Raw genomic sequence first — 23,565 nt, 5'->3', positions numbered from 1 at the left:
TGAAAACGCCAAACCAAATGCACAGAAAAGCCCGCTGCCAAAAGCAACGGGCTTAACCTAAAACCGTCAACGTATTTTAGGACGGGTCAGTTGTTTTCTTATCCGAAGATCACTGTCGGCAACCAGGTTGCCAGACCAGGGAACAAGGACAAAAGGCCCAGACCAATCATCTGAATGATGATAAATGGAACCACACCTTTGTAAATCTGCATCGTCGTGACAGATTTTGGCGCAACACCCCGCAAATAGAAGAGGGCGAAACCGAAAGGTGGTGTCAGGAAGGATGTTTGCAGGTTCATTGCCATCATCACACCCAGCCACACAGGGTTCAGGTCCATCATCAGAAGGACAGGGGCCACAATCGGCACCACAACAAAGGTGATTTCGATGAAGTCCAGGAAGAACCCAAGGAAGAACATCACCAGCATCACAACAATCATGGCACCCACAACACCACCTGGCAGGTCAGACAGCATTTCGTGAACCATATCGTCCCCGCCAAGCCCTCGGAAAACGAGGGAGAAGACGGACGCACCGATCAGGATGACAAAGACCATAGAGGTGATATCCATAGTGGAGCGACACACGTTCGCCAGGATTTCAGCCTGATAAACACGTTTCAGCGCCATAAAGATACCAAAGGCCAAAACCAATCCACAGAGAGACACTGCAGCAATTCCGATGGTATCGGCCATGCTGGTTTCATTCATGCCAAGGCGCAGGTCCATGGTATTGGTCAGAATAAGCATAATGACCAGAGCCAAGCCAGCCCCATAGAACGGGCCTCCATGGCTTTCATCCAGTCGCAAACCAGCCAACAAAATTGCGCCAACAGAACCAACAGCAGCTGCTTCGGTAGGTGTCGCAACACCAGCCAGAATAGAACCAAGTACAGCAACGATCAGAACGATTGGCGGGATAAGAGCATGGGCAATACGCTTGCCAAGACCATCCACATTCAATTCCTCAGCAGGAATTGGTGGGGAGGTTTCTGGTTTAAACCAGGCCACCAGCAATTGGTAGAGGATATACATCCCAACCAAGCCAAGACCAGGAATGAGCGCACCGGCAAACAAGTCCCCAACAGAGACAGGTTCGGGCGAAAAGTTCCCCAAAGAACGTTGCGCATCAGAATAAGCGTTTGAGATTTGGTCACCCAGCAATACCAACACAATGGAAGGTGGAATGATTTGCCCTAGGGTCCCTGCTGCACAGATTGATCCACAGGCAAGGGAAGGGTTATAGCCACGCTTCAGCATGGTTGGCAGGGACAACAGCCCCATCGTAACCACAGTCGCCCCAACGATCCCGGTAGATGCTGCAAGCAGCGCCCCTACGATGGATACGGAAACACCCAGACCACCGCGCATGGAACCGAAAAGCATCCCCATACTGTCGAGCAATTCTTCTGCGACTTTTGAACGTTCAAGCATGACGCCCATAAAGATGAAGAGAGGGACGGCAATCAGGACTTCGTTGGTCATTGCGTTACCGAAAATACGTGACGGCAGCGCGCCAAACAGGCTCCAGGTGAAAGCATCCATTGCTACACCAAGGGCAGCAAAGAAGATGCTGGCACCAGCCAGTGTAAAGGCAACCGGGAAACCAAACATCAGGAAGCCACAGGTTACCGCAAACATGGCTATACAAAGAATTTCAGCGATTTCCATGATTAAGGCACCTCGTGAATTTCATGATCTTCCTCCGGGACAACAACCCCTTTGAGAATGAGGAAAGAACGAAGCGCCATCGCAATGCCTTGCAGGCCCAAGAGAACGCAAAAAACTAGAATAACGGACTTAAGTAGAAAGACAGCGTGAATACCGCTGGTTTCCTTTGACCCTTCAAAAATTGACCAGGACTGATAGACATATTTCCATGAGCTATCGCCGATCAACAGGCAAACGGGAAGTAAAAGGAAAACAACACCGAAGATATCGATGACGGCTTTTTTACGCACACTGGCTTCACGGTAGAACACGTCAACACGGACGTGGCCATTGTGAAGCAAGGTATAACCAGCACCGACCATAAAGAGAAATGAATGCATATAAACGACTGCTTCCTGCATCATAATTGAACCGATGCCGAAAACATAACGCATGACAACGACGGAAAATTGGGTGATGACCATAATGACCGCCAACCACGCAATTGTTTTACCAACTGTCTGATTTAATCCATCAATGAAGCGCATTAACGCTGCAAGAGAACCCAAGGTTTTTCTCCTGAAAAAGAGATAAATACAAAAAGGGCGACCTCACGCGTCATGAGGTCGCCCAAATTTGTGACATTAGTCGTATTTGAATGGCAATTTACGAGCATTCATGTACTGGAAGTCAGACTTATCAGACCACTTGATTGCCTTCTTACGGAAGTCAGTAAAGTTCTTGAAGACTTTACCGGACATTTCATCAGAAGCGGCAACTTCGCGCATAACTTCACCAGAAGCTTTACCGATTGCAGTCATGACTTCATCAGAGAAAGTACGTTCCTGAACGCCATGTTTCTTCAACAATACATCCAGGCTGTCACCGTTACGGGCATTGAATTCCGCATACATGTAGTTGTTTTCAGCCATTGTCGCATTTTGAATGATGTGTTGTTGTGCTGGTGTCAAAGATTTCCACACATCAAGGTTCACACCGCAAGACAGTGTAGAGCCTGGCTCGTGGAAGCCTGGTGAGTAGTAATATTTCGTCACTTTGTAGAAACCAAAGGCCAGATCGTTCCATGGGCCAACCCATTCGGTCGCATCAATCGCACCGGATTGAAGCGATGGGAAGATTTCACCACCCGGCAGGGATACAGCAGCCGCACCAAGACGACGCAGTACTTCACCACCCAGACCAGGCATACGAATTTTCAGACCTTTAAGATCTTCAACCGTGTTGATTTCTTTGTTGAACCAACCACCCATCTGAACGCCAGTGTTACCACAAGCAAATGGTTTAATGTTGAAGCCAGCGGCCAGTTCATCCCAAAGTTCCTGACCACCACCATGGTGAATCCATGCATCCATTTCGTTCGCAGTCAGACCGTAAGGTACAGCTGTGAAGAAGTTAAACGCTTTGTGTTTACCCTGCCAATAGTATTCAGCAGCGTGGTACATATCAGCTGTTCCACTGGAAACAGCATCAAAAGATTCAAATGGCGGTACCAATTCGCCAGCAGCAAACAATTTAACAGTCAACTGACCATCAGACATGTCCGTGATACGTTTTGCGGCACGTGCAGCACCTGTTCCCAGACCTGGGAAATTCTTCGGCCAAGTTGTAACCATTTTGAGTGTACGCTTGTTTTGCGCAATTGCTGGCGAAGAAATTGTAGATGCAGCACCGACTGCAGCACCTGCAGCAGCTCCGGCTAGAAAATCACGACGCTTCATGTGAAAAACCTCCCTAATCACATTAAAAAATCTGTACCCGGCCTGTTATTCCGGGTGTTGGTAATCTTTTACCAATGTATGATTAGCTTACGTGGCTTCCAAAAGAGATGCAATTGATTCTCGGTACCAATAAATGCGTACTGCATTGCAATATCTAGGTATTTTCTAGGTAGTACTAGGTATCCAATGCCGTCCAAAGACCATCAACACATCCTTCAAGGGGAGTGTAGCGTGCCTTATACGACATTTTTCGACACTCTTTGATGTAGTAGCCCAAATAGACATAAGGCAGGTCATTTTCCATGGCTTGCTGAATGGCCCACAACACCATAAAATTGCCCAGTCCCTGATACTGTTTGTCATTGTCAAAGAAACTGTAAACAGCAGACAAACCGTCATCCAGATGATCCATCAATAAAGCAGAGACAAGTTTACCATCATCGCGAAATTCCACAATGGAGGTTTCAACAGGCGTTTCTTCCACCATGGAACGGTAATCAAAGAAGTCCATCAGGGCCATATCACCATCAAAGTGCCGTTTCTGCTGATAGCTTTCAAATAACATGAACTGTTCCTGTGTGGCCGCTGGGGCACAGGGATTGCCTGCAATATTTGAAAACTTGTTCTGCAGTCGTCGCCAGCTCTTGCTGAATTTAAATTTCGCCACATCAACACGAACGGGAATGCAGCTACTGCAGTCAGGACAGACAGGAGAATACGCCATAAAATGGCTGCGGCGAAAGCCACCTTTTGACAAGGCGTTGTGCAATGTATCTGCATCATTGCCGGACAGTTCCGTCACAATACGACGTTCAACCTTGCCTTCCAGATACGGGCAGGCAAGGGGCGAGGTCGTATAAAAAAAGACTTTAGACTGTATCCGATCGGGACGCATTTAACGTTCTATACCTGTTTATTTCTGTTCAAGATCATTTAATACGATTGTTCCGGCAAGTATATCATGAAGACAGCGCTGTCGGGTATTAAACAAACATACAATAAGAATTAAGAAGGATGTCGGCGGCGCAGTAAAGAAGAAAATCGCCGTCTGAATAAAGGCCTGCAACATTTCAGGTCTCTCGCCATCCAGCCGATAGACACGAATACCCACAAACCGCATCCCCAATGTGGCAGCACGCGAAGAACCGATCAACAGCGTGTGATAAGTAATCGGGATCAAGGCAAGCAAGGCCATCAACGGCCCAAACAACAGACCAAAGCTCATCAAGCCCACAACACTTGCGAAAATCGCACCAATAAAACCGACCACGGCGCAAATCAGAAAATCAATTGCATAGGCAATAATCCGTTTTACAGATATCCCGTCATAATAATCTGGATATTCAACAGGGTCTGGGCCTTCGGCTTTTTTGTGTTCTTCAAAGCGTTGCCACTGCGGCGCAGGGACCTTGGAACTTCTGCCTGACATCATTTTTCCTTCGTAATCGTGCAATTGACTCCATATATTTCATAAGGTAAGGCGATAACTTAGAATAAACAACCATTGACGTGGTTTGTTTTGATCTCTATTGAAACATCGTAAATTAAAACCTACGGAAATAAAAATGAGCATTGATCAAAGAGATTTCAGAGATGCACTTGGAAAATTCGCAACAGGAATTACTGTTGTCACGACCAAGGATGAAAACGAAAACCTGATCGGTGTCACGATTAATTCCTTCGCCTCCGTATCGCTGGAGCCACCCATGGTTTTGTTTTCCCTGAAAAACGAAAGCCAGCTTTGTGAGATTTTCACCGATACTAAAAACTTCAACATCGGCATTCTCTCAGCTGGTCAGGAAGATATTTCCAACCTGTTTGCAGGATCAGACGACAATAAATTCAGCAACGTCGGCTGGAAAGAGGGACAAAACGGTGTTCCTGTCCTTTCAGGTACATTGGCAAATCTTGAATGCAAACGTGCAGCAGCGCACCCTGGTGGCGACCACACCATTTTTGTGGGCGAAGTCACCAATCTGGAACAATCTGAAAAATCAGAACCCTTGCTCTATTACAAAGGCGGCTACAAAACGCTTTAAACCTATTTGGCTTTAAATACAGGCGTTTTCTTTTCCATAAAAGCTTTAAACCCGACCTGATAGTCTTCGGAATCACATGTAGAAAAGGCTTCGTCCAATTCTGATTGGCTGAGCGGGGCAGGCTGCTTTAAACGTCGAACCATTTTCTTGTGAAGGCGTGCAGCAAGTGGCGCACCTTTGGCGATGCGATCAGCAACCACGCGCACTTCCTCTTCAACTTCCCAATCTTCAACAATGCGGTTAATCATTCCGACACGCAGCGCATAGTCAGCGTCTAGAACACGGCCTTCCAACAAGAGCTCAAGCATGACAGCCGGGCTAACCAGACGTAAAATGGCGTCCAGCTCCGGGTAGGCCAGCGTATGTCCCAAACGATTGATCGGCACCCCAAACCGGGAACTTTCCCCGGCAATTCGCATATCACAGGCACAAGCGATTTCCAGTCCGCCCCCTGTGCAAGCCCCCTTGATCAACGCAATGGTCGGATGCTGACATTCTTCAATCGCTTTTACGGTGCGGGTTACGACTTCTCCATAGGCTTTAGCCTGCGCAGCCGAAGAACGTTCCGTCGGAAATTCCCCAATATCCGCGCCTGCTGCAAAAGCTTCATCACCAGCGCCACGCAAAATTACACATCTCAGATCATTGTCCTTAGACAATTCTTCCATAACCTCCCCAAGCTTGGCCCAGGCAGGTTTGGTCAGTGCATTTCGTTTTTCCGGGTTATTCAGAACAACGGTAACGATGGCACCTTCGCGCTGTACTAAAATTGGGTCGGACATTTTTCGGCTCCAGTAAATAAATTGTTTGACTTCCAAACTATCAACTTTGAAAAATAAGGCAATTGGTTTGAAAAGGATAACACCTCCCATGCAGCAAAAAAGTTTTCTCAGTCTTGGCCCCCACGGTTTTCACAAAATTGCCTATACGGAATGGGGCAAGGATAACGCGTCACACACCGCTGTTTGTGTGCATGGTTTAACCAGAAACAGTCGGGATTTCGACGATTTCGCACAAAGCCTGTCTGACAGCCATCACGTCTTTTGCCCAGATATTGCGGGCAGGGGGTATAGCGACTGGCTGATCAACCCACAAGATTACGGCTTCCCAGTCTATGTAAATGATATGGCCGCCTTGCTCGCCCGGATCGGGAAGGAAAAAATCGACTGGATTGGCACATCTATGGGCGGCATTATCGGCATGATGCTGGCGGCACAACCCAATTCGCCAATCCAGCGCCTGATTATAAATGATGTGGGTCCATTCATCCCCAAGGAATCTCTGGCGCGTATCGCAGATTATTTAGGCCTAAACCCAAAATTCAACTCCATGGACGAACTGGAAGCACACTTACGACTGGTCCATGAACCTTTCGGCAATTTGACAGATAAACAATGGCGACACCTTGCCGAACATAGTGCGAAACGTTGTGAAGATGACAAACTGGCTCTTCATTACGACCCCGCATTGGCCATTCCCATTCGTGAATCGGAACCTGTTGATGTGGATTTATGGCCACTTTGGGATGCGGTCAAATGCCCGGTCCTGATTTTACGCGGTGAAAAGTCTGATTTACTTACCCGTGAGACCGCTCAAGAAATGTTAAAACGCGGACCAGATGCGGAACTGGTTGAAATCCCACAAGTCGGGCATGCACCAACCTTGATGGATGAAGATCAAATCGGACTTGTAAAACAATGGTTGAACAGCTAATTTTATAAATAAGTCGAAGAAATCAATAATTTGGTTAACTCTTTAGTAGATTTTTGTGTAGATTTGTTTTTAAATCATTTGAGGGATGGCTTCGTTGAGGCCTGAAGAACAAATACGCCAAAGAGTTAAAGGCCGGAGAAAGAAACATGAACCAGCTCGTTACGACTGATGGACAGTCCACAGACCTCATTAAAGGGGACGGATTGGAAGATTACGTTACCTTTAAAATTGACGGACAGCTTTTTGGTATCCCCGTCCTGAAGGTTCAGGACATCCTGATGCCCGACCATATCGCCTTTATCCCACTGGCGCCGAAAGAAGTGGCAGGTTCTATTAACCTGCGTGGTCGTATCGTTACCGTAATTGATGTACGTGTCCGCCTTGGCCTGCCAAAGCGCCAGGATGACGGCCAAAGTATGGGCGTAACGGTTGAACATGTAAATGAACTCTACAGCCTGCTTGTTGATACAGTAGGTGAAGTTCTCAGCCTTGATGAAAAGAATTATGAACGCAACCCAAGCACGCTTGACCCGATCTGGCGCGAATTTGCTTCCGGCGTCTATCGTCTGGATGGCAAGTTGATGGTTGTTCTGGATGTAGATCGTATGCTTGATATCCAAACAGGCGACGTTAAATCTGCGTAAAATCAGATTACAGAATCAAAAAGGGCCGCAAGAGATTGTTCTCTGCGGCCCTTTTTCTTTGTTCGGTTTACTTCTGTAACAGTTTCGCGGCTTCCACAGCGCAATAAGTAAAAATCACATCAGCGCCCGCACGTTTAAAACACATCAGACTTTCCAGAACGGCACGGTCATTGTCCAGCCAGCCGTTTTGAACAGCCGCTTTCAGCATCGCATATTCACCACTGACATGATAAACCGCCACAGGTGCCCCAAAAGATTCTTTAATACGGTGCACAATGTCCAGATACGGCATACCCGGCTTGATCATAAACATGTCAGCCCCTTCTGCAATATCCAGGGCGACTTCGCGCAAAGACTCATCGGTATTGGCAGGGTCCATCTGATAGGTCTTCTTATCGCCTTTACCCAGCGCACTACCAGAACCTACTGCATCACGAAATGGTCCGTAAAAGGCAGAGGCGTATTTAGCCGCATAGGAAATTGTCTGCACATTCTGGAAACCTGCACCGTCCAGCGCATCCCGAATTGCTCCCATACGACCATCCATCATGTCAGACGGGGCAACCACATCACAGCCTGCTTCTGCCTGAACGATAGCCTGTTGGCACAAGACATCAATGGTTTCATCATTCAGGATAACGCCATCCTTGACCAAACCATCATGACCTTCGCTGTTGTAAGGATCCAGCGCGATATCGGTAATGACGCCCATATCCGGGTATTTTGCCTTGATAGCACGCACGGCACGACAGACGAGATTATCCTTATTCAGCGCTTCCTTCGCACAAGGCGTCTTCAGGTCGTCATCAGTGTAGGGGAAAACTTCAATCGCCGGAATACCCAGGTCATATGCTTCACCCACGGCTTCAACCAGCAAATCAACAGATAACCGTTCAACACCCGGCATGGAAGCAACTGCTTCACGGCGGTTTTCACCTTCCAGAACAAAGATCGGCCAGACCAGATCATCAACGCTTAGATTATTTTCACGCACCATACGACGGGTCCATTCCGTCTGACGGTTTCTGCGCATGCGTGTACGTGGATAAGAAGCATTGGTAAGAAAATGCGGACGTGACACTTTAAATCCCCCTTCATCAAAGAAAAACGCCGCGCACTATATGCACGGCGTTTATGCTTAAATTATGGCAAAGATTACACTTTTGCCAAAGCCTGTTCGATATCGGCAATGATATCGTCGGCATGCTCAATCCCGATGGACAGACGCACATAACCAGCTGTCACACCAGACATCAACTGTTCTTCTTCCGTCATTTGGGAGTGCGTCGTGCTTGCAGGGTGAATCGCCAAAGAACGTGCATCACCAATGTTCGCAACATGATACAGCAGTTCGAGGGAATCAATGAAGGTACGGCCAGCTTCCAGACCGCCTGCCAGCTCAAAACCGATCAAGGCACCATTGCCGCCTTTCAGATAAGTTTCTGCACGGCGTTTTGCTTCACCTTCAGCAACATTTGGGTGGATCACGTTTGTGATTTTGTCATGACCTTTAAGGAACTCAACCACCTTATCGGCATTTTCACAATGCTGACGCATGCGCAGAGGCAGTGTTTCCAGCCCCTGAATGGTCTGCCAGGCATTGAATGGGCTTTCCGCCGCACCGATATCACGCAGCAGCGTTACACGAGCACGAATGATATAAGCGATTGGACCCAGTGGCTTTACAGCCTCCGTCCAGACGGCACCGTGATAAGACGGATCAGGCTGATTGAGGGTAGGGAAGCGATCACCATGAGCTTCCCAGTCAAAGTTACCGCCATCAATGATCATGCCGCCGATGCTGGTACCGTGACCACCGATGTATTTGGTTGTGGAATACATCACAACAGCCGCACCATGTTCCAGCGGACGGCAAATAACGGGTGCTGCTGTGTTATCAACAATCAGCGGCACGCCAATTTCGCGACCAATATCAGCCACTTCTTTAATCGGGAAAACGTTCAGTTTCGGGTTTGGCAGTGTTTCAGCAAAGTAGCAACGTGTCTTGTCATCTGTCGCTGTACGGAAAGCTTCTGGATCAGCCGGATCAACAAAGCGCGCTTCAATGCCCATTTGCTTAAAAGTGTTGGCAAACAGGTTCCAGGTTCCGCCATAAAGGTCCGTTGACGTGACGAAGTTATCACCCGCGCTACACAGGTTCAGGATCGCCAGTGTTGCTGCTGACTGACCGGAAGAAACACCCAGTGCTGCCACGCCGCCTTCCATCGCCGCAAGACGTTGTTCCAGAACATCCGTCGTTGGGTTCATGATACGGGTATAGATGTTGCCGAACTCTTTCAGCGCAAACAGGTTGGCGGCATGTTCAGCACTGTCGAATTGATAGGATGTTGTCTGATGGATCGGCACAGCAACAGATTTTGCGCCAGGATCATTACGGTAACCCGCGTGAAGTGCCAATGTTTCGGGATGCAGTTGTTTATCAGACATGGTCCTATCCTTATTTAAATTTAATTAGAGATTGGCGAACACAAGACCATTTCAAAAGGTGTGCGTCAAGCAGCTTCGCCATTTTCGGACCTTCACATTACCCGCAACAACTTTAGAAAAAACGCATATGGCAATCATCCAAAACTCTTGCCACCAACTTTTAGAAATTTTCTATCCAGATTGAAAAAGGGAAAGCTTTGGTAATCCAATACTCTGTGATTACGGAATCCGATTGCCATGCAGTTTTAACATTTTTTTACTTTACCTTCCCGATCCATTGCTTTACGTTTACGTAAACGTAATTATTGATTTGATACCAACTTGAAAAATCAGGTTGGTTTTTTGCAACGTCCTCCCCTTATCAGGTTAGGGCGTTTAAAAAAAGAAACAATTCGGTATTACAGTACCGATTTATTTCATCATCTTTTTGGGAGGATCACATGCCAGACGGTAGCACTAAGAAAAAGGCACTTAAACTCAAGAACCCTGTACGCTTTGTAACAGCGGCAAGCCTGTTTGACGGCCACGATGCATCAATCAACATCATGCGCCGTATTTTGCAATCCAATGGCGCTGAAGTCATTCACCTGGGCCACAACCGCTCTGTTGACGAAATCGTGACAGCTGCGATTGAAGAAGACGCGCAAGGCATTGCCGTAAGCTCTTATCAGGGCGGTCACGTTGAATATTTCAAATATATGATCGATCTTCTGAAAGAACGCGGTGCAGGCCATATCAAGGTCTTCGGCGGCGGTGGCGGTGTAATCGTCACTGATGAAATCCAGGACCTCATGAGCCATGGTGTAGAGAAAATCTATTCCCCTGAAGATGGCCGCAAGATGGGGCTTGAAGGCATGATCCAGGATATGGTCAAACGTTCTGACTATGCCCCAGCAAAAGACATTTCCTGCCCAAAAAGCCTGACAAAGCTGAAAAAAGGCGATACGAACGATCTTGCCCGTATCCTGACGGCGCTTGAAAATGAGCAACTGCCAGAAAAGCTGCAAAAACAGCTGGATGATGGTGCTGAGAAAATTGGCACGAAAATTCCGGTTCTGGGGATCACAGGTACAGGTGGTGCTGGTAAATCATCCCTGACAGACGAACTGATCCGCCGTTTCCGCATGTATTCTGATGAGCCACGTATCGCCGTTATCGCGATTGACCCAACCCGCCGTAAGACAGGTGGCGCGCTATTGGGTGACCGTATTCGTATGAATGCCAACAATGTGGAAAACATTTATGTGCGTTCCGTTGCGACACGTGACAACAAGTCCGAAGTTCCACCAAGCATGACCTCTATGATCAGCGCTTGTAAACTTGCAGGCTTTGATCTTGTGATCGTTGAAACCCCCGGGATCGGTCAGGGTGATGCGGGCATCGTTCCTTACGTCGATTTTCCGATGTATGTGATGACGCCTGAATTCGGTGCGGCTTCCCAGCTTGAAAAAATCGACATGCTGGATTTCGCCCAGGTGATCGCGATCAACAAATTTGACCGTAAAGGTGCGATGGACGCCCTTCGTGATGTTGCCAAGCAAGTTCTGCGTAACCGTGAAGAATTCCACGCAGCCCCAGAAGACATGCCTGTCATTGGTACCATCGCTTCGCGCTTTAACGATGAAGGTGTGACTGCGCTTTATTATGAGCTGGTTACAAAGCTTCAGGAACAAAAGCTGGGCAAAATCAAAACTTCACTGAAAAAGTCCCCTGGCATTCGCCATTCTTCCCCAAAAACAGCGATCGTTCCACCAGAACGCCGCCGTTATCTGGCTGATATTGCTGATACTGTGCGAGGTTACCATCAGGAAATCGCAAAACAGTCCAAAATCGCACGCGAACGCCAGCAATTGCGTGAAACCAATCGTATGCTGGAAGAAGCGGGCGAGAAGGGCAAGAAAGCGATCAAGAAACTGATCAAGGAACGTGATCAGGAACTTGACGGTCGTTGCCATAAGTTGCTGGAAATCTGGCCGACAGTTAAAGAAAACTACGCAGGCGACGAATATGTCGTAAAAATCCGTGATCGCGAGATCCGCACGGAACTGACATACACGTCTCTGTCCGGCACAAAAATTCCAAAAGTTTCCCTGCCACAGTTTGAAGATGAAGGTGAAATCCTGAAATGGCTTCTGAAAGAAAACGTTCCCGGCAGCTTCCCGTACACAGCAGGCGTGTTTGCTTTCAAACGTGAAGGCGAAGACCCGACCCGCATGTTTGCGGGGGAGGGCGATGCCTTCCGCACGAACAAGCGTTTCAAATACCTTTCACAACACAGTGATGCCAAACGTCTTTCAACCGCCTTTGACTCTGTCACCCTTTACGGTCAGGACCCGGATCATCGCCCGGACATCTATGGTAAAATCGGCAACTCCGGCGTTTCCATTGCGACTCTGGATGATATGAAAGTCCTTTATGGCGGCTTTGACCTTTGTGCGCCTGCCAACTCTGTTTCCATGACAGTAAATGGCCCGGCACCGATGTTGCTGGCGATGTTCCTGAACACAGCAATTGAGCAACAACTTGAAAAGTTTGAAAAAGATAACAATCGCGTTCCAACTGATGAAGAGATTGAAAAGATCAAAGCATGGACGCTGGCAAACGTTCGCGGTACCGTTCAGGCTGATATTCTGAAAGAAGATCAGGGCCAAAACACCTGTATCTTCTCAACAGAATTTGCCCTGAAAATGATGGGCGATATTCAACAGTATTTCGTTGATCACGATGTGCGGAACTTCTATTCAGTTTCCATCTCCGGCTATCATATTGCTGAAGCAGGTGCGAACCCGATTTCTCAGCTGGCATTGACACTTTCCAACGGTTTCACCTTTGCAGAAAGCTATCTGGCACGTGGCATGCACATTGATGAATTTGCACCAAACCTGTCTTATTTCTTCTCAAATGGGATGGACCCGGAATATACGGTTCTTGGCCGCGTGGCACGTCGTATCTGGTCAACAGCCATGCGCTTCAAATACGGTGCGAACGAACGTTCCCAGAAACTGAAATACCACATTCAGACTTCTGGCCGTTCATTGCACGCACAGGAAATGGATTTCAACGATATCCGTACCACGCTGCAAGCGCTTCTGGCGACATATGACAACTGCAACAGCCTGCACACCAACGCTTATGACGAAGCCTTTACCACACCGACAGAAGAATCTGTACGTCGTGCCCTGGCCATTCAGTTGATCATTAACCAGGAATTTGGTCTGGCGAAAAACGAAAACCCGAACCAGGGTGCCTTCATTGTTGAAGAACTGACTGACCTGGTTGAAGAAGCCGTTCTGAAAGAGTTCGAGCGTATTTCTGAACGTGGCGGCGTTTTGGGTGCCATGGAAACCGGCTACCAGCGCGGCTTGATCCAGGATGAATCTTTATATTATGAAATGAAGAAACATGACGGCTCTCTGCCAATCATCGGTGTAAACACCTTCCTGAATCCACAGGAAGAAGAACCACTGACACCTGAACTGGCTCGTTCATCAACAGATGAAAAAGAAAGCCAGATCAATCGCTTGAGAGACTTCCAACAGCGTAACGCAAAAGACGGTGAAGCCATTATCGCGAAACTGAAAGATGTCGCACGCGCCAATGGCAATATGTTTGAAGTTCTGATGGAAGCGGTTAAATACTGCTCCCTCGGTCAGATTTCAGATGCCTTGTTTGAAGTCGGCGGGCAATATCGCCGTAATATGTAAATTACAGCTTTTCTAAAAGCTATGGACACTATAAAAAATGGCACTACATTATAGCTGTAGTGCCATTTTTTTGTTTTTAAGTGAAGAATGAACCAACGCGTAAAAGTTACACAGTGTTATTTTGAAATCCGTAGATACGGAAACTATCTGCGCGTCTCTGCCATTGATCCAAACAGTGGAACGGAAGCAATTTCGACAGGTCCGGTCAAAATGGGCGAAGAAGTCCTCAAAAGGGCGGCCCATAGAAAGCTCGAATACATCCTGACAAAAAAACTTCAGAAACAAACTGAACAGAATCGACAGGACTGGACAGCATAAAAGACTGCCTATAATTCAGCTACAGCACAAAGAAGAAGAAAACTTCCTCATTTCCAAAAAAATTATAACTATTTTTCATATTTTCCATCATTCTTCCTGCAAGGTCAAAATGAATGCAGCAAAAGATTCATTTTTCTTGACATGACCCACCGCTGAGATAGGGTCAATTCTAATAAACAAAGGGCTATTTATGCTCATAAATTCATTCATTTAAATCCTGACATAGGCTTTGGGGTTTAAATCTTGGTTAGGCTTCATCTGGTGAGAAATCGTTTGTCCCAAAACATTTCACTCCACTTTAGAAATACAATCTCGTTTTCGGGATCGTTTGGTGTCGCCCCACTTTTGAGAGACTTCTAAAGGCAAAAATGGAATATTTTACCCAACAACTGATTAATGGTGTCACATTGGGATCCATCTATGGATTGATCGCAATTGGTTACACCATGGTTTACGGGATTATCGGCATGATCAACTTCGCCCACGGCGAAATTTATATGATCGGTGCTTTTGTTTCGATGATCACGTTCCTTATCCTCACACTACTTGGCGGACTTTGGTTGCCACTGGCGCTTTTGGTCGCGTTAATCATGTCTATGCTGTTTACGTCCATCTGGGGATGGACGGTTGAACGCATGGCCTATCGACCGCTGCGAGGTTCCTTCCGTCTGGCGCCGCTGATTTCCGCCATCGGTATGTCCATCTTCCTGCAAAACCTGGTTCAGGTTCTGCAAGGCGCACGCGTCAAGCCGCTTCAGCCGCTGATTTCAGGCGGATTTGAAATTATGGAAAAGGACGGGTTCACCGTTACGATCAGTTATTTACAGATTTTCATTATTATTTTGACCATTGTGTTGATGACGATCTTTACCCTGATCATCAATAAGACGTCTTTGGGACGGGCCCAACGCGCGACCGAACAAGATCGCACAATGGCAGCGTTGATTGGTGTAAATGTTGATCGCACCATTTCAACCACTTTTGTCATGGGCGCAGCCCTTGCTGCCGTTGCTGGTTTGATGGTTACGCTTTATTACGGTGTTATCGACTTCTTCATCGGCTTCCTTGCTGGCATGAAAGCCTTTACAGCGGCGGTTCTCGGCGGGATCGGGTCCTTACCCGGTGCCATGCTTGGCGGATTATTGATCGGCCTGATCGAAGCCTTCTGGTCTGGTTACTTCACCATCGAATATAAAGATGTTGCGGCATTCTCTATTCTTGTATTGGTGCTGATTTTCCGTCCGACCGGCCTTCTTGGTAAACCTGAGATCGAGAAGGTATAAGTTACATGTCTGCACAAAATCAAAATATCGATATGCTGGCCTTGCTCAAAGAAGCAGGTCTTGCCGCCCTGATCGCAGCGGCTCTCGCGCTGCCACTGGCGGGTTTTAAAACATTTGACGTTAACGGCACACTGACAGCCGAACCTCGCTTTAACTGGGTTCTGGTTGCTGCGGTTGTTGTATTCTTTGGTCGCCTGACCATTTCCATCGGTCAACAGACATTCTTTCCTTCTGTAGGAGAGGCTGCTGGAAATGCAGCAGGTTCCATCGGAACGACTATTAACAAGAACCGCAACATCCTGCTGGTACTGTTGTTAGCTGCCGTCATCATCTTCCCATTTTCCCCCATGGCAAACCGTCACTCCCTTGACCTGGCTGTATACGTGCTGATCTACGTCATGCTGGGGTGGGGATTGAACATCGTGGTTGGCCTTGCAGGTCTACTTGACCTTGGATATGTGGCTTTCTATGCGGTAGGCGCATATTCCTACGCGCTTCTAGCCACCACCTATGACCTGTCTTTCTGGATTTGCCTGCCCATGGCTGGCGTCTTTGCGGCAAGTTTCGGGATCATCCTTGGCTTCCCGGTCCTCAGGCTCAGGGGTGATTATCTTGCCATTGTGACCCTTGGGTTTGGTGAAATTATCCGTGTCGTCCTGTTGAACTGGTACGAACTGACCGGTGGCCCGGATGGCATTTCCTCCATTCCAAAACCTTCTTTCTTTGGCCTGGCAGAATTTTCCCGCCGTGGAAAAGATGGCCTGCCACCATTCCATGAACTGATGGGCATCGAATATTCAACGCTCCATAAATTCATCTTCTTCTACTTCCTGATTTTCGCCCTCGCGCTCATTACGAACCTGTTTACACTTCGCATTCGTAAACTGCCTGTAGGTCGTGCCTGGGAAGCGTTACGTGAAGATGAAACCGCTTGTCGTTCGCTCGGTATCAACCCGACAAATACCAAACTGTCAGCTTTTGCTATCGGTGCCATGTTTGCAGGTTTCGCCGGGTCCTTCTTTGCAACCCGTCAGGGCTTTATCAGTCCTGAATCTTTCACCTTCATTGAATCAGCGATCATCCTCGCCATCGTGGTACTTGGTGGCATGGGGTCCCAGGTTGGGGTCGTGCTAGCTTCCATCGTCCTCGTGCTTGGTCCGGAAGTTTTCCGGGAACTTGCAGAATATCGCATGCTCGCCTTCGGGGGACTGATGGTCCTGGTAATGGTCTGGAAACCAAAAGGCCTGCTGTCAGGCCGAAATCCCACCATTCGTATGCATAAAGAAGGAGAATTTGAACAGGGGGCTGCGAAATGAGTGATCTCTCACATGAAATCAAAGGCGTTCCACTTTTGGAAGTCGAACACCTGACCATGCGCTTTGGAGGCCTTGTCGCTATTGGTGATTTATCTTTCACAGCGATGCGCGAACAAATTACCGCACTAATCGGTCCAAACGGGGCAGGGAAGACAACTGTCTTTAACTGTCTGACAGGTTTTTACAAGCCGACTGAAGGGCGTTTGACTCTCCATCATCCAGTAAAACAGGAAAAATTCTATCTGGAACAAATGGATGGTTTCCGCATTCCACAGGTTGCAGGTGTTGCCCGTACCTTCCAAAACATCCGTCTGTTCAGTAACATGACTGTTCTGGAGAACTTGTTGGTTGCACAACATAATAACCTGATGAAGGCATCCGGTTTCTCCATCTTTGGCTTGTTGGGTTTGCCAACCTACAAACAATCTGAAGCCGAGGCCGTTGAACTGGCGAAACACTGGCTAAACCAGGTTGGCCTTTATGAAAAGGCTGACTGGGATGCAGGCAACCTGCCTTATGGTGACCAACGCCGTCTGGAAATTGCACGCGCTATGTGTACGCAGCCACAGGCCCTTTGCCTAGATGAGCCTGCTGCGGGTCTCAACCCCAAAGAAACACTGGAAATGAACGAACTTTTCCAATTCATTAAAGAAGAAGAAAAGATCGGTCTGTTGCTGATTGAACATGATATGTCCATGGTCATGGAAGTGTCTGATCATGTGGTCGTGCTGGATTATGGCCGCAAGATTTCAGATGGCACCCCTGAACATGTCAAAAACGACCCGGCCGTTATTCGTGCCTATCTGGGTGAAGAAGAAGATGAAGAACTCCCGCCCGAAGTGGCACAAGACTTTGAAGGGGGGAACGTGTAATGCTTAAATTTACTGACGTTCATACCCACTACGGTAGTATTGAAGCCTTAAAAGGCATCAATATTGAGATTAACGAAGGTGAGATCGTCACCTTGATCGGTGCCAACGGGGCAGGGAAGACAACCACCCTGATGACCATGTGTGGTATCCCGCAAGCTTCAAGTGGCAACATCACCTTTGAAGGCGAAGATATCACCCGCAAACCTACAGACAAGATCGTTTCAAACGGAATCGCCGTGTCACCGGAAGGTCGCCGCATTTTTCCACGTATGACGATTTACGAAAACCTGCAAATGGGGGCGATTACCACTGATCCGAAATATTTCGATGAAGACCTCAAACGTGTCTTTAAGCTCTTCCCCCGACTGGAAGAACGTATTGACCAGCGTGGCGGGACTTTATCCGGTGGGGAACAGCAGATGCTGGCAATTGCCCGTGCTTTGATGGCACGTCCCCGATTGTTGTTGCTGGATGAACCTTCACTTGGTCTGGCCCCACTTGTGGTGCGTCAAATCTTTGAGATCATTAAAGAGATTAATGAGCAGGAAAAAATGACTGTTTTTCTTGTTGAACAAAATGCCTATCACGCCCTGAAACTGGCTCACCGCGGCTATGTTCTGGTCAATGGTGAAGTCACGATGAGTGGCACAGGACAGGAACTGCTTGCCAGTGAAGAAGTCCGCGCTGCTTATCTTGAAGGCGGACATTAAGGAGATATAGAAATGGAATCCATTACAGGTGTATCACTTGGTGTCTTTCTTGGACTGACATGTCTTATTGCAGGCTTTTGCGCCTATATGACGGGACAGGCGTTAGCCTCCACATGGCGACCTATGTGGCAGATTGTGCCATACATGGTCCTGTTGGGCCTGGCTGATCGTTTTCTAACGTTTGCACTGTTTGAAGGGCCGCTTTTGTCCTTGCAGGGCTATCTGGTTGACACCGCTGTTTTACTGTTCGTTGCCATACTGTCTTACCTTGCGACCCGTGCGTCAAAGATGGTGTCGCAATATCCTTGGCAGTATAAGCGTGCAGGATTATTCGGCTGGAAAGAAATAAATGAATAAATCCATGATTTCACTATTGAATTTCGTCAATAGAGTAATCATAGTTTTGCCCTGAAGCAATTCCTGCTAAACGGGTTTTTGAACGGATTTGGTTAGATCCGTATTATAATTGGGAGACTGTCACACATGACAAAAACATTTAAGACTTCTTTGTTTGCCGCTGCAGCAGCCATGGTTCTGAGCGCAAATGTTGCACAAGCTGATATTAAAATCGGCGTTGCAGGTCCATTCACAGGTCAGCTTGCTTCATTTGGTGAACAACTGAAGCGTGGCGCAGAAATGGCTGTTGAACACCTCAACGCCAAAGGCGGTGTTAACGGTGAAAAAATCGAACTTCTATACGGCGATGACCAGTGCGACCCTAAACAGGCCGTATCTGTGGCAAACAACCTGGTAAACCAAGGCGTACAGTTTGTAGCAGGTCACTTCTGCTCTTCAAGCTCTATTCCGGCCTCTGACGTGTATCACGAAGAAGGCATTCCAATGATTACGCCAGCTTCAACAAACCCGACGCTGACAGAAAAAGGCTATGACCGCGTATATCGTGTTTGTGGTCGTGACGACCAGCAAGGTAGCGTAGCCGGTGCCTTTGTTGCCAAAAACTATGCTGATACCAATGTAGCAATCATCCACGACAAAACTGCATACGGTAAAGGTCTGGCTGATGAAATGAAAAAAGCCCTGAATGCAGCGGGCAAAAAAGAAGCCATGTACGAGCCAATCACAGCAGGTGAAAAAGATTACTCTGCTTTGATTTCTAAACTGAAAAAAGAAAAAGTATCAGTTGTTTACCTTGGCGGCTACCACCCGGAAGGCGGTCTGATCGTACGTCAGGCTAAAGAGCAGGGCCTGAACCTGCAGCTGATCTCTGGTGATGCACTGAACAGCCTTGAATTCGGTTCCATCGCTGGTCAGGCTGGTGACGGCACACTCTTCACCTTCGGCCCAGAACCACGCAACTTCCCGGAAGCAAAAGCCGTTGTAGACGCATTTGCTGAAACAGGTTACGACCCGGAAGGTTACACACTTTATACTTATGCAACCATCCAAGCTTGGGCACAGGCTGCAACTGAAGTCAAAACAGCTGACGTTGATAAAGTCGCCAAGCAACTGCACAACACACGTTTCAAAACTGTTATCGGTGAATTCTCTTTCGATGAAAAGGGCGACACTGACGGCCGTGCGTATGTTTGGTACGAATGGAACGAAGGTAACTACGCAGAAAAATAATCTGATTGTTATCTGTTAGAAGAATTAGCCCGGTGAAAGTCTTTTTCATCGGGCTTTTTCGTTGTCGCTTTTCAAACGCTGTGCTACATAATCGCCAAAACATGATATGCATTCATAAGGATAGACGGATCATGGCTGCTGAAACCATTGCAATCGCCTGCGATCATGGCGGTATTAACCTGAAAAACGCGATTATTGACGAACTGAAAAACCAGGGTTTTGACGTTCTGGATCATGGCTGTGACGGCAACGAGTCTGTGGATTACCCGGATTACGCCTACAAACTTGCCCAATCAATCAAAGACGGTACTGTTTCACGCGGTGTTGTGGTCTGTGGATCCGGCATCGGTATCTCCATCGCAGTAAATCGCTTCCCTGAAGTCAGATGTGCCCTTGTACATGACGCATTAGGGGCCAAATTATGTCGTGAACACAATAACGCAAACGTCATTGCCTTTGGTGATCGCACAACAGGTCAAACAACGGCACTTGATGCGTTGAATGTGTTCCTGAATACAGAGTTTGAAGGTGGGCGCCATGAGCGCCGCGTCGAAAAACTTTCTAATCCACCGCTTTGAAGCATCGTTCTTAAAAAGCAATTTCTTTAATCCCCTCATTGGAAAGGCTCATACAAATGTCTTTTGAAAATTTCTTTACTGCTTCCTTGGCGGACTCAGACCCAGAAGTGTACGCATCCACACGCGAAGAACTGGGTCGTCAACAGGATCAAATCGAACTGATCGCTTCTGAAAACATCGTGTCTCGCGCTGTGATCGAAGCCCAAGGTACAGTCCTGACCAACAAATATGCCGAAGGTTACCCAGGTCGCCGTTACTACGGTGGTTGTGAATATGTGGACGTATCCGAAGGTCTTGCGATTGAACGTGCAAAAAAGCTGTTTGATTGCGAATATGTAAACGTACAGCCACACTCTGGCGCACAAGCAAACGGTGCTGTTTTTCAGGCGCTTCTGCAGCCGGGCGACACCATCATGGGCATGACACTGGCTTCTGGCGGCCACCTGACACACGGTGCCCCACCTGCACAATCTGGTAAATGGTTCAACGCTGTTCAGTATGACGTATCACGCGAAACACAAGACATCGACTATGATGAAGTTGAAGCAATCGCTGTTGCAAACAACCCAAAACTGATCATTGCTGGTGGTTCTGCGATCCCACGTCAGATCGATTTTGCCCGTTTCCGTGAAATCGCTGACAAAGTTGGCGCGCTGTTCATGGTTGATATGGCACACTTTGCGGGTCTGGTTGCCGGTGGTGTTCACCCAAGCCCACTGCCGCACGCTGATGTTGTGACCACAACAACACACAAAACACTGCGCGGCCCACGTGGCGGCATGATCCTGTCCAACAACGCTGATCTGGGCAAAAAGATCAATTCAGCAGTCTTCCCCGGTCTGCAAGGTGGCCCGCTGATGCACGTAATCGCAGCCAAGGCTGTTGCATTCGGCGAAGCACTGCGCCCTGAGTTTAAAGATTATGCGGCACAAGTTGTTGCAAACGCCAAAACACTGGCTGCCACATTGGTTGAACGCGGCTGTGACATCGTTACTGGCGGCACTGACACCCACCTGATGCTGGTTGACCTGCGCCCCAAAGGCGTCACTGGTAAAATGGCCGATGCAGCGCTTGAACGTGCAGGCATCACCTGTAACAAAAACGGCATCCCGTTTGACCCGGAAAAACCAATGGTAACATCAGGTGTTCGTCTGGGCACACCTGCTGGTACAACACGTGGTTTCAAGGAAGAAGAATTCAAACAGATCGGCAACCTGATCTCTGACGTTCTGGATGGCCTGGCTGCCAACGGTGAAGACAACAACGAAGCTGTTGAAAAAGAAGTCCGCGCCAAAGTTGGCGAACTGTGTGCTAAATTCCCGGTATACAAAGACTTTTAAGGAACGATAAGATGCGCTGTCCCTTCTGTGGTGACCATGATACCCAAGTTAAGGATTCCCGTCCCACAGAGGACAGCGTGTCCATCCGCCGTCGTCGCTATTGCCCAGCCTGTTCGTCACGTTTTACAACGTTTGAACGGGTGCAGTTACGTGAATTGACGGTGGTAAAACGCGATGGCACCAAAAAACCGTTTGATCGGGAAAAACTTCTAAGCTCCATCCGTATTTCGCTTCGCAAGCGCCCCGTTGAAGAAGAAAAAATCGAACGTATCGTCAGCTCTATCCAGCGCCAACTGGAAACATCCGGTGAAACTGAAATCCAATCTGCCGCTATCGGTGAAAAGGTTATGGACGTTTTATTAGATTTGGATAAAGTGGCATATGTAAGATTTGCATCCGTCTATAAAGACTTCCGTGAAGCAAAGGACTTCGAGGACTTTGTCGAAAATTTGGGAACACATCAAGAATAAGGCCCCAACGCCGTCACAGGATGACGCTGGCTTCATGAAAGCGGCCCTCAAGCTTGCCAAACGCGGGCTTGGCAACGTGTGGCCGAACCCGGCTGTCGGCTGTGTCATCGTCAAAGACAATATCGTCATTGGCCGTGGCTGGACCCAACCCGGTGGGCGTCCCCATGCAGAAACCGAAGCGTTGGGACGGGCAGGGGATAATGCCCGTGGTTCTACTGCTTATGTGACGCTGGAACCATGTTCCCACTATGGTAAAACCCCACCTTGCGCCCTAGCCCTGATCGAAGCAGGTGTTACGCGCGTTGTCGTGGCGCTTGAAGACCCAGACCCCCGTGTCTCCGGTCGTGGCATCAAGATGCTGAAAGAGGCTGGCATCAAGGTTGTGATGAACGTCTGTCGCGACGAAGCTTTAGAAGTCAACGAAGGTTTCTTCCTGAAAGTGTTGAAAAACCGCCCCATGTTCACCATGAAAATGGCGACAACGCTGGATGGCAAAATCGCCGTTCATACGGGCGAAAGCAAATGGATTACGGAAAAGCCAACCCGCGAACAAGGCCATCTGCTGCGTGCCAATCACGATGCTATCATGGTCGGGATTGGAACCGCATCGCAAGATGATCCGCACCTGACTTGTCGTTTAAACGGACTTGAAGGTCATTCCCCTGTGCGTATCGTGGTGGATCGCCGTATGCGTCTGCCCCTGACCAACCATTTGGTCACACATGCCCATAAAATTCCCACCTGGATGATCACGCTAGGTGACCAGGATGATATCCGTGCCCAAGCCTATCAGGAAGCGGGCATGGAACTGATCACACCGTCAAACGTTTCAGACACAGATGGTGGTATTACGCTTAGTTGGGTTGCAGAAGAACTGGCAAATCGCGGGCTGACCCGCGTGCTGGTGGAAGGCGGAAGCCATCTGGCAGCCGCCATGCTACGTCGCAAGCTGGTAGATCGCCTGACCTGGATGCGCGCCCCGCGCATGATGGGCCATGACGGCATCCCGGCTGTGCAAGCATTTGGCGTGGACCATCTGGAAGAAACACCGTTTTTTGATCGCCAAGGCACATATAATTCAGGCGATGACCTCGTTGAGATTTATCGTCGCCGCGATTTGGATATTTAAATAAAGTACTGTTAAGAAAGGCTGTA

At 48.2% G+C, this 23,565-nt stretch carries 23 protein-coding genes; 15 read left to right on the top strand and 8 right to left on the bottom strand.

Annotation, left to right across the window (positions count from 1 at the left end; genetic code table 11):
• Positions 1-98: 98 nt before the first annotated feature.
• The 5 genes from RYZ26_RS03655 to RYZ26_RS03635 all read right to left on the bottom strand — a co-directional run bounded on the left by RYZ26_RS03655 (position 99) and on the right by RYZ26_RS03635 (position 4,817).
• A complete protein-coding gene (locus RYZ26_RS03655; protein WP_317681801.1) occupies positions 99-1,670 on the bottom strand; it encodes a TRAP transporter large permease in 1,572 nt (523 codons plus the stop codon).
• Between the two features lie 2 nt (positions 1,671-1,672).
• Positions 1,673-2,218, bottom strand: coding sequence for a TRAP transporter small permease subunit (locus RYZ26_RS03650; protein ID WP_317681800.1), 546 nt, complete (start codon positions 2,216-2,218; stop codon positions 1,673-1,675).
• 75 nt (positions 2,219-2,293) lie between these two features.
• Positions 2,294-3,388, bottom strand: a complete 1,095-nt coding sequence (locus RYZ26_RS03645) for a TRAP transporter substrate-binding protein (protein WP_317681799.1) — start codon at positions 3,386-3,388, stop codon at positions 2,294-2,296.
• 175 nt (positions 3,389-3,563) lie between these two features.
• On the bottom strand, positions 3,564-4,283 hold the full coding sequence (locus RYZ26_RS03640; protein WP_317681797.1) for an arginyltransferase: 720 nt from the start codon (positions 4,281-4,283) through the stop codon (positions 3,564-3,566).
• Between the two features lie 18 nt (positions 4,284-4,301).
• Positions 4,302-4,817 (bottom strand): RDD family protein, encoded by a 516-nt coding sequence (locus tag RYZ26_RS03635; protein WP_317681796.1) that lies wholly within the window; start codon positions 4,815-4,817, stop codon positions 4,302-4,304.
• Positions 4,818-4,953: 136 nt separating this feature from the next.
• Between RYZ26_RS03635 and RYZ26_RS03630 the strand changes: the two genes are divergently transcribed.
• Positions 4,954-5,427 (top strand): flavin reductase family protein, encoded by a 474-nt coding sequence (locus RYZ26_RS03630; protein WP_317681795.1) that lies wholly within the window; start codon positions 4,954-4,956, stop codon positions 5,425-5,427.
• A 2-nt stretch (positions 5,428-5,429) separates the two neighbouring features.
• Here the strand turns inward: RYZ26_RS03630 and RYZ26_RS03625 are convergent, their stop codons facing one another.
• Entirely contained in the window at positions 5,430-6,209 is a 780-nt protein-coding gene (locus RYZ26_RS03625) for an enoyl-CoA hydratase-related protein (RefSeq protein ID WP_317681794.1), read from the bottom strand.
• Between the two features lie 88 nt (positions 6,210-6,297).
• On the opposite strand from RYZ26_RS03625, the gene RYZ26_RS03620 reads away from it, so the two are divergent.
• Entirely contained in the window at positions 6,298-7,140 is an 843-nt protein-coding gene (locus RYZ26_RS03620) for an alpha/beta fold hydrolase (protein WP_317681793.1), read from the top strand.
• A 146-nt stretch (positions 7,141-7,286) separates the two neighbouring features.
• The gene (locus RYZ26_RS03615; RefSeq protein ID WP_317681792.1) at positions 7,287-7,784 is read left to right on the top strand and encodes a chemotaxis protein CheW; all 498 of its coding nucleotides are present in this window, start codon (positions 7,287-7,289) and stop codon (positions 7,782-7,784) included.
• Between the two features lie 67 nt (positions 7,785-7,851).
• On the opposite strand, the gene hemB is transcribed toward RYZ26_RS03615, so the two are convergent.
• Both hemB and RYZ26_RS03605 read right to left on the bottom strand, forming a co-directional pair.
• Positions 7,852-8,865, bottom strand: coding sequence for a porphobilinogen synthase (gene hemB, locus RYZ26_RS03610; RefSeq protein ID WP_317681791.1), 1,014 nt, complete (start codon positions 8,863-8,865; stop codon positions 7,852-7,854).
• A gap of 74 nt (positions 8,866-8,939) precedes the next feature.
• Positions 8,940-10,232: an O-acetylhomoserine aminocarboxypropyltransferase/cysteine synthase family protein gene (locus tag RYZ26_RS03605; protein WP_317681790.1), complete on the bottom strand. Its 1,293-nt coding sequence runs from the start codon at positions 10,230-10,232 to the stop codon at positions 8,940-8,942.
• A 440-nt stretch (positions 10,233-10,672) separates the two neighbouring features.
• Between RYZ26_RS03605 and icmF the strand changes: the two genes are divergently transcribed.
• From icmF to ribD, 12 genes are all read left to right on the top strand, one after another.
• A complete protein-coding gene (gene icmF / locus RYZ26_RS03600) occupies positions 10,673-13,936 on the top strand; it encodes a fused isobutyryl-CoA mutase/GTPase IcmF (RefSeq protein WP_317681789.1) in 3,264 nt (1,087 codons plus the stop codon).
• Between the two features lie 87 nt (positions 13,937-14,023).
• Positions 14,024-14,254: a DUF6898 family protein gene (locus RYZ26_RS03595; protein WP_317681788.1), complete on the top strand. Its 231-nt coding sequence runs from the start codon at positions 14,024-14,026 to the stop codon at positions 14,252-14,254.
• Between the two features lie 368 nt (positions 14,255-14,622).
• Entirely contained in the window at positions 14,623-15,537 is a 915-nt protein-coding gene (locus tag RYZ26_RS03590) for an ABC transporter permease subunit (protein ID WP_317681787.1), read from the top strand.
• Between the two features lie 5 nt (positions 15,538-15,542).
• Entirely contained in the window at positions 15,543-16,853 is a 1,311-nt protein-coding gene (livM, locus tag RYZ26_RS03585) for a high-affinity branched-chain amino acid ABC transporter permease LivM (protein ID WP_317681786.1), read from the top strand.
• Positions 16,850-17,725, top strand: coding sequence for an ABC transporter ATP-binding protein (locus tag RYZ26_RS03580; RefSeq protein ID WP_317681785.1), 876 nt, complete (start codon positions 16,850-16,852; stop codon positions 17,723-17,725). The genes livM and RYZ26_RS03580 overlap by 4 nt, the downstream gene beginning before the upstream one ends.
• The gene (locus RYZ26_RS03575; RefSeq protein ID WP_317681784.1) at positions 17,725-18,435 is read left to right on the top strand and encodes an ABC transporter ATP-binding protein; all 711 of its coding nucleotides are present in this window, start codon (positions 17,725-17,727) and stop codon (positions 18,433-18,435) included. Before RYZ26_RS03580 ends, RYZ26_RS03575 begins: the two co-directional genes overlap by 1 nt.
• Before the next feature lie 12 nt (positions 18,436-18,447).
• Positions 18,448-18,792: a DUF6867 family protein gene (locus RYZ26_RS03570; protein WP_317681783.1), complete on the top strand. Its 345-nt coding sequence runs from the start codon at positions 18,448-18,450 to the stop codon at positions 18,790-18,792.
• A 126-nt stretch (positions 18,793-18,918) separates the two neighbouring features.
• The gene (locus RYZ26_RS03565; protein WP_317681782.1) at positions 18,919-20,022 is read left to right on the top strand and encodes a branched-chain amino acid ABC transporter substrate-binding protein; all 1,104 of its coding nucleotides are present in this window, start codon (positions 18,919-18,921) and stop codon (positions 20,020-20,022) included.
• 131 nt (positions 20,023-20,153) lie between these two features.
• Positions 20,154-20,600 carry a ribose 5-phosphate isomerase B gene (gene rpiB / locus RYZ26_RS03560; protein WP_317681781.1) on the top strand — a complete coding sequence of 149 codons (447 nt, stop codon included), beginning with the start codon at positions 20,154-20,156 and terminating at the stop codon, positions 20,598-20,600.
• Positions 20,601-20,656: 56 nt separating this feature from the next.
• Positions 20,657-21,940: a serine hydroxymethyltransferase gene (gene glyA, locus RYZ26_RS03555; RefSeq protein WP_317681780.1), complete on the top strand. Its 1,284-nt coding sequence runs from the start codon at positions 20,657-20,659 to the stop codon at positions 21,938-21,940.
• Positions 21,941-21,951: 11 nt separating this feature from the next.
• A complete protein-coding gene (gene nrdR / locus RYZ26_RS03550) occupies positions 21,952-22,410 on the top strand; it encodes a transcriptional regulator NrdR (RefSeq protein ID WP_317681779.1) in 459 nt (152 codons plus the stop codon).
• Positions 22,379-23,539 (top strand): bifunctional diaminohydroxyphosphoribosylaminopyrimidine deaminase/5-amino-6-(5-phosphoribosylamino)uracil reductase RibD, encoded by a 1,161-nt coding sequence (gene ribD, locus RYZ26_RS03545; protein WP_317681778.1) that lies wholly within the window; start codon positions 22,379-22,381, stop codon positions 23,537-23,539. The genes nrdR and ribD overlap by 32 nt, the downstream gene beginning before the upstream one ends.
• Positions 23,540-23,565: the final 26 nt, after the last annotated feature.

Source organism: Terasakiella sediminum, from assembly GCF_033100395.1.
Classification (GTDB): Bacteria; Pseudomonadota; Alphaproteobacteria; order Rhodospirillales; family Terasakiellaceae; genus Terasakiella.
Note: the sequence above shows the minus strand (reverse complement) of the source record. Positions and strands in the feature narration are given on the sequence as shown.

What these genes read in the sequence shown, in the direction of transcription:
- RYZ26_RS03640 (WP_317681797.1), bottom strand. Translation starts at nt 4,283, where the DNA reads ATGCGTCCCGATCGGATACAGTCTAAAGTCTTTTTTTATACGACCTCG.
- RYZ26_RS03590 (WP_317681787.1), top strand. Translation starts at nt 14,623, where the DNA reads ATGGAATATTTTACCCAACAACTGATTAATGGTGTCACATTGGGATCC.
- RYZ26_RS03655 (WP_317681801.1), bottom strand. Translation starts at nt 1,670, where the DNA reads ATGGAAATCGCTGAAATTCTTTGTATAGCCATGTTTGCGGTAACCTGT.
- RYZ26_RS03630 (WP_317681795.1), top strand. Translation starts at nt 4,954, where the DNA reads ATGAGCATTGATCAAAGAGATTTCAGAGATGCACTTGGAAAATTCGCA.
- RYZ26_RS03635 (WP_317681796.1), bottom strand. Translation starts at nt 4,817, where the DNA reads ATGTCAGGCAGAAGTTCCAAGGTCCCTGCGCCGCAGTGGCAACGCTTT.
- livM (WP_317681786.1), top strand. Translation starts at nt 15,543, where the DNA reads ATGTCTGCACAAAATCAAAATATCGATATGCTGGCCTTGCTCAAAGAA.
- rpiB (WP_317681781.1), top strand. Translation starts at nt 20,154, where the DNA reads ATGGCTGCTGAAACCATTGCAATCGCCTGCGATCATGGCGGTATTAAC.
- RYZ26_RS03605 (WP_317681790.1), bottom strand. Translation starts at nt 10,232, where the DNA reads ATGTCTGATAAACAACTGCATCCCGAAACATTGGCACTTCACGCGGGT.
- RYZ26_RS03580 (WP_317681785.1), top strand. Translation starts at nt 16,850, where the DNA reads ATGAGTGATCTCTCACATGAAATCAAAGGCGTTCCACTTTTGGAAGTC.
- RYZ26_RS03570 (WP_317681783.1), top strand. Translation starts at nt 18,448, where the DNA reads ATGGAATCCATTACAGGTGTATCACTTGGTGTCTTTCTTGGACTGACA.
- RYZ26_RS03645 (WP_317681799.1), bottom strand. Translation starts at nt 3,388, where the DNA reads ATGAAGCGTCGTGATTTTCTAGCCGGAGCTGCTGCAGGTGCTGCAGTC.
- RYZ26_RS03625 (WP_317681794.1), bottom strand. Translation starts at nt 6,209, where the DNA reads ATGTCCGACCCAATTTTAGTACAGCGCGAAGGTGCCATCGTTACCGTT.
- RYZ26_RS03565 (WP_317681782.1), top strand. Translation starts at nt 18,919, where the DNA reads ATGACAAAAACATTTAAGACTTCTTTGTTTGCCGCTGCAGCAGCCATG.
- icmF (WP_317681789.1), top strand. Translation starts at nt 10,673, where the DNA reads ATGCCAGACGGTAGCACTAAGAAAAAGGCACTTAAACTCAAGAACCCT.
- RYZ26_RS03615 (WP_317681792.1), top strand. Translation starts at nt 7,287, where the DNA reads ATGAACCAGCTCGTTACGACTGATGGACAGTCCACAGACCTCATTAAA.
- RYZ26_RS03575 (WP_317681784.1), top strand. Translation starts at nt 17,725, where the DNA reads ATGCTTAAATTTACTGACGTTCATACCCACTACGGTAGTATTGAAGCC.
- RYZ26_RS03620 (WP_317681793.1), top strand. Translation starts at nt 6,298, where the DNA reads ATGCAGCAAAAAAGTTTTCTCAGTCTTGGCCCCCACGGTTTTCACAAA.
- glyA (WP_317681780.1), top strand. Translation starts at nt 20,657, where the DNA reads ATGTCTTTTGAAAATTTCTTTACTGCTTCCTTGGCGGACTCAGACCCA.
- RYZ26_RS03595 (WP_317681788.1), top strand. Translation starts at nt 14,024, where the DNA reads ATGAACCAACGCGTAAAAGTTACACAGTGTTATTTTGAAATCCGTAGA.
- nrdR (WP_317681779.1), top strand. Translation starts at nt 21,952, where the DNA reads ATGCGCTGTCCCTTCTGTGGTGACCATGATACCCAAGTTAAGGATTCC.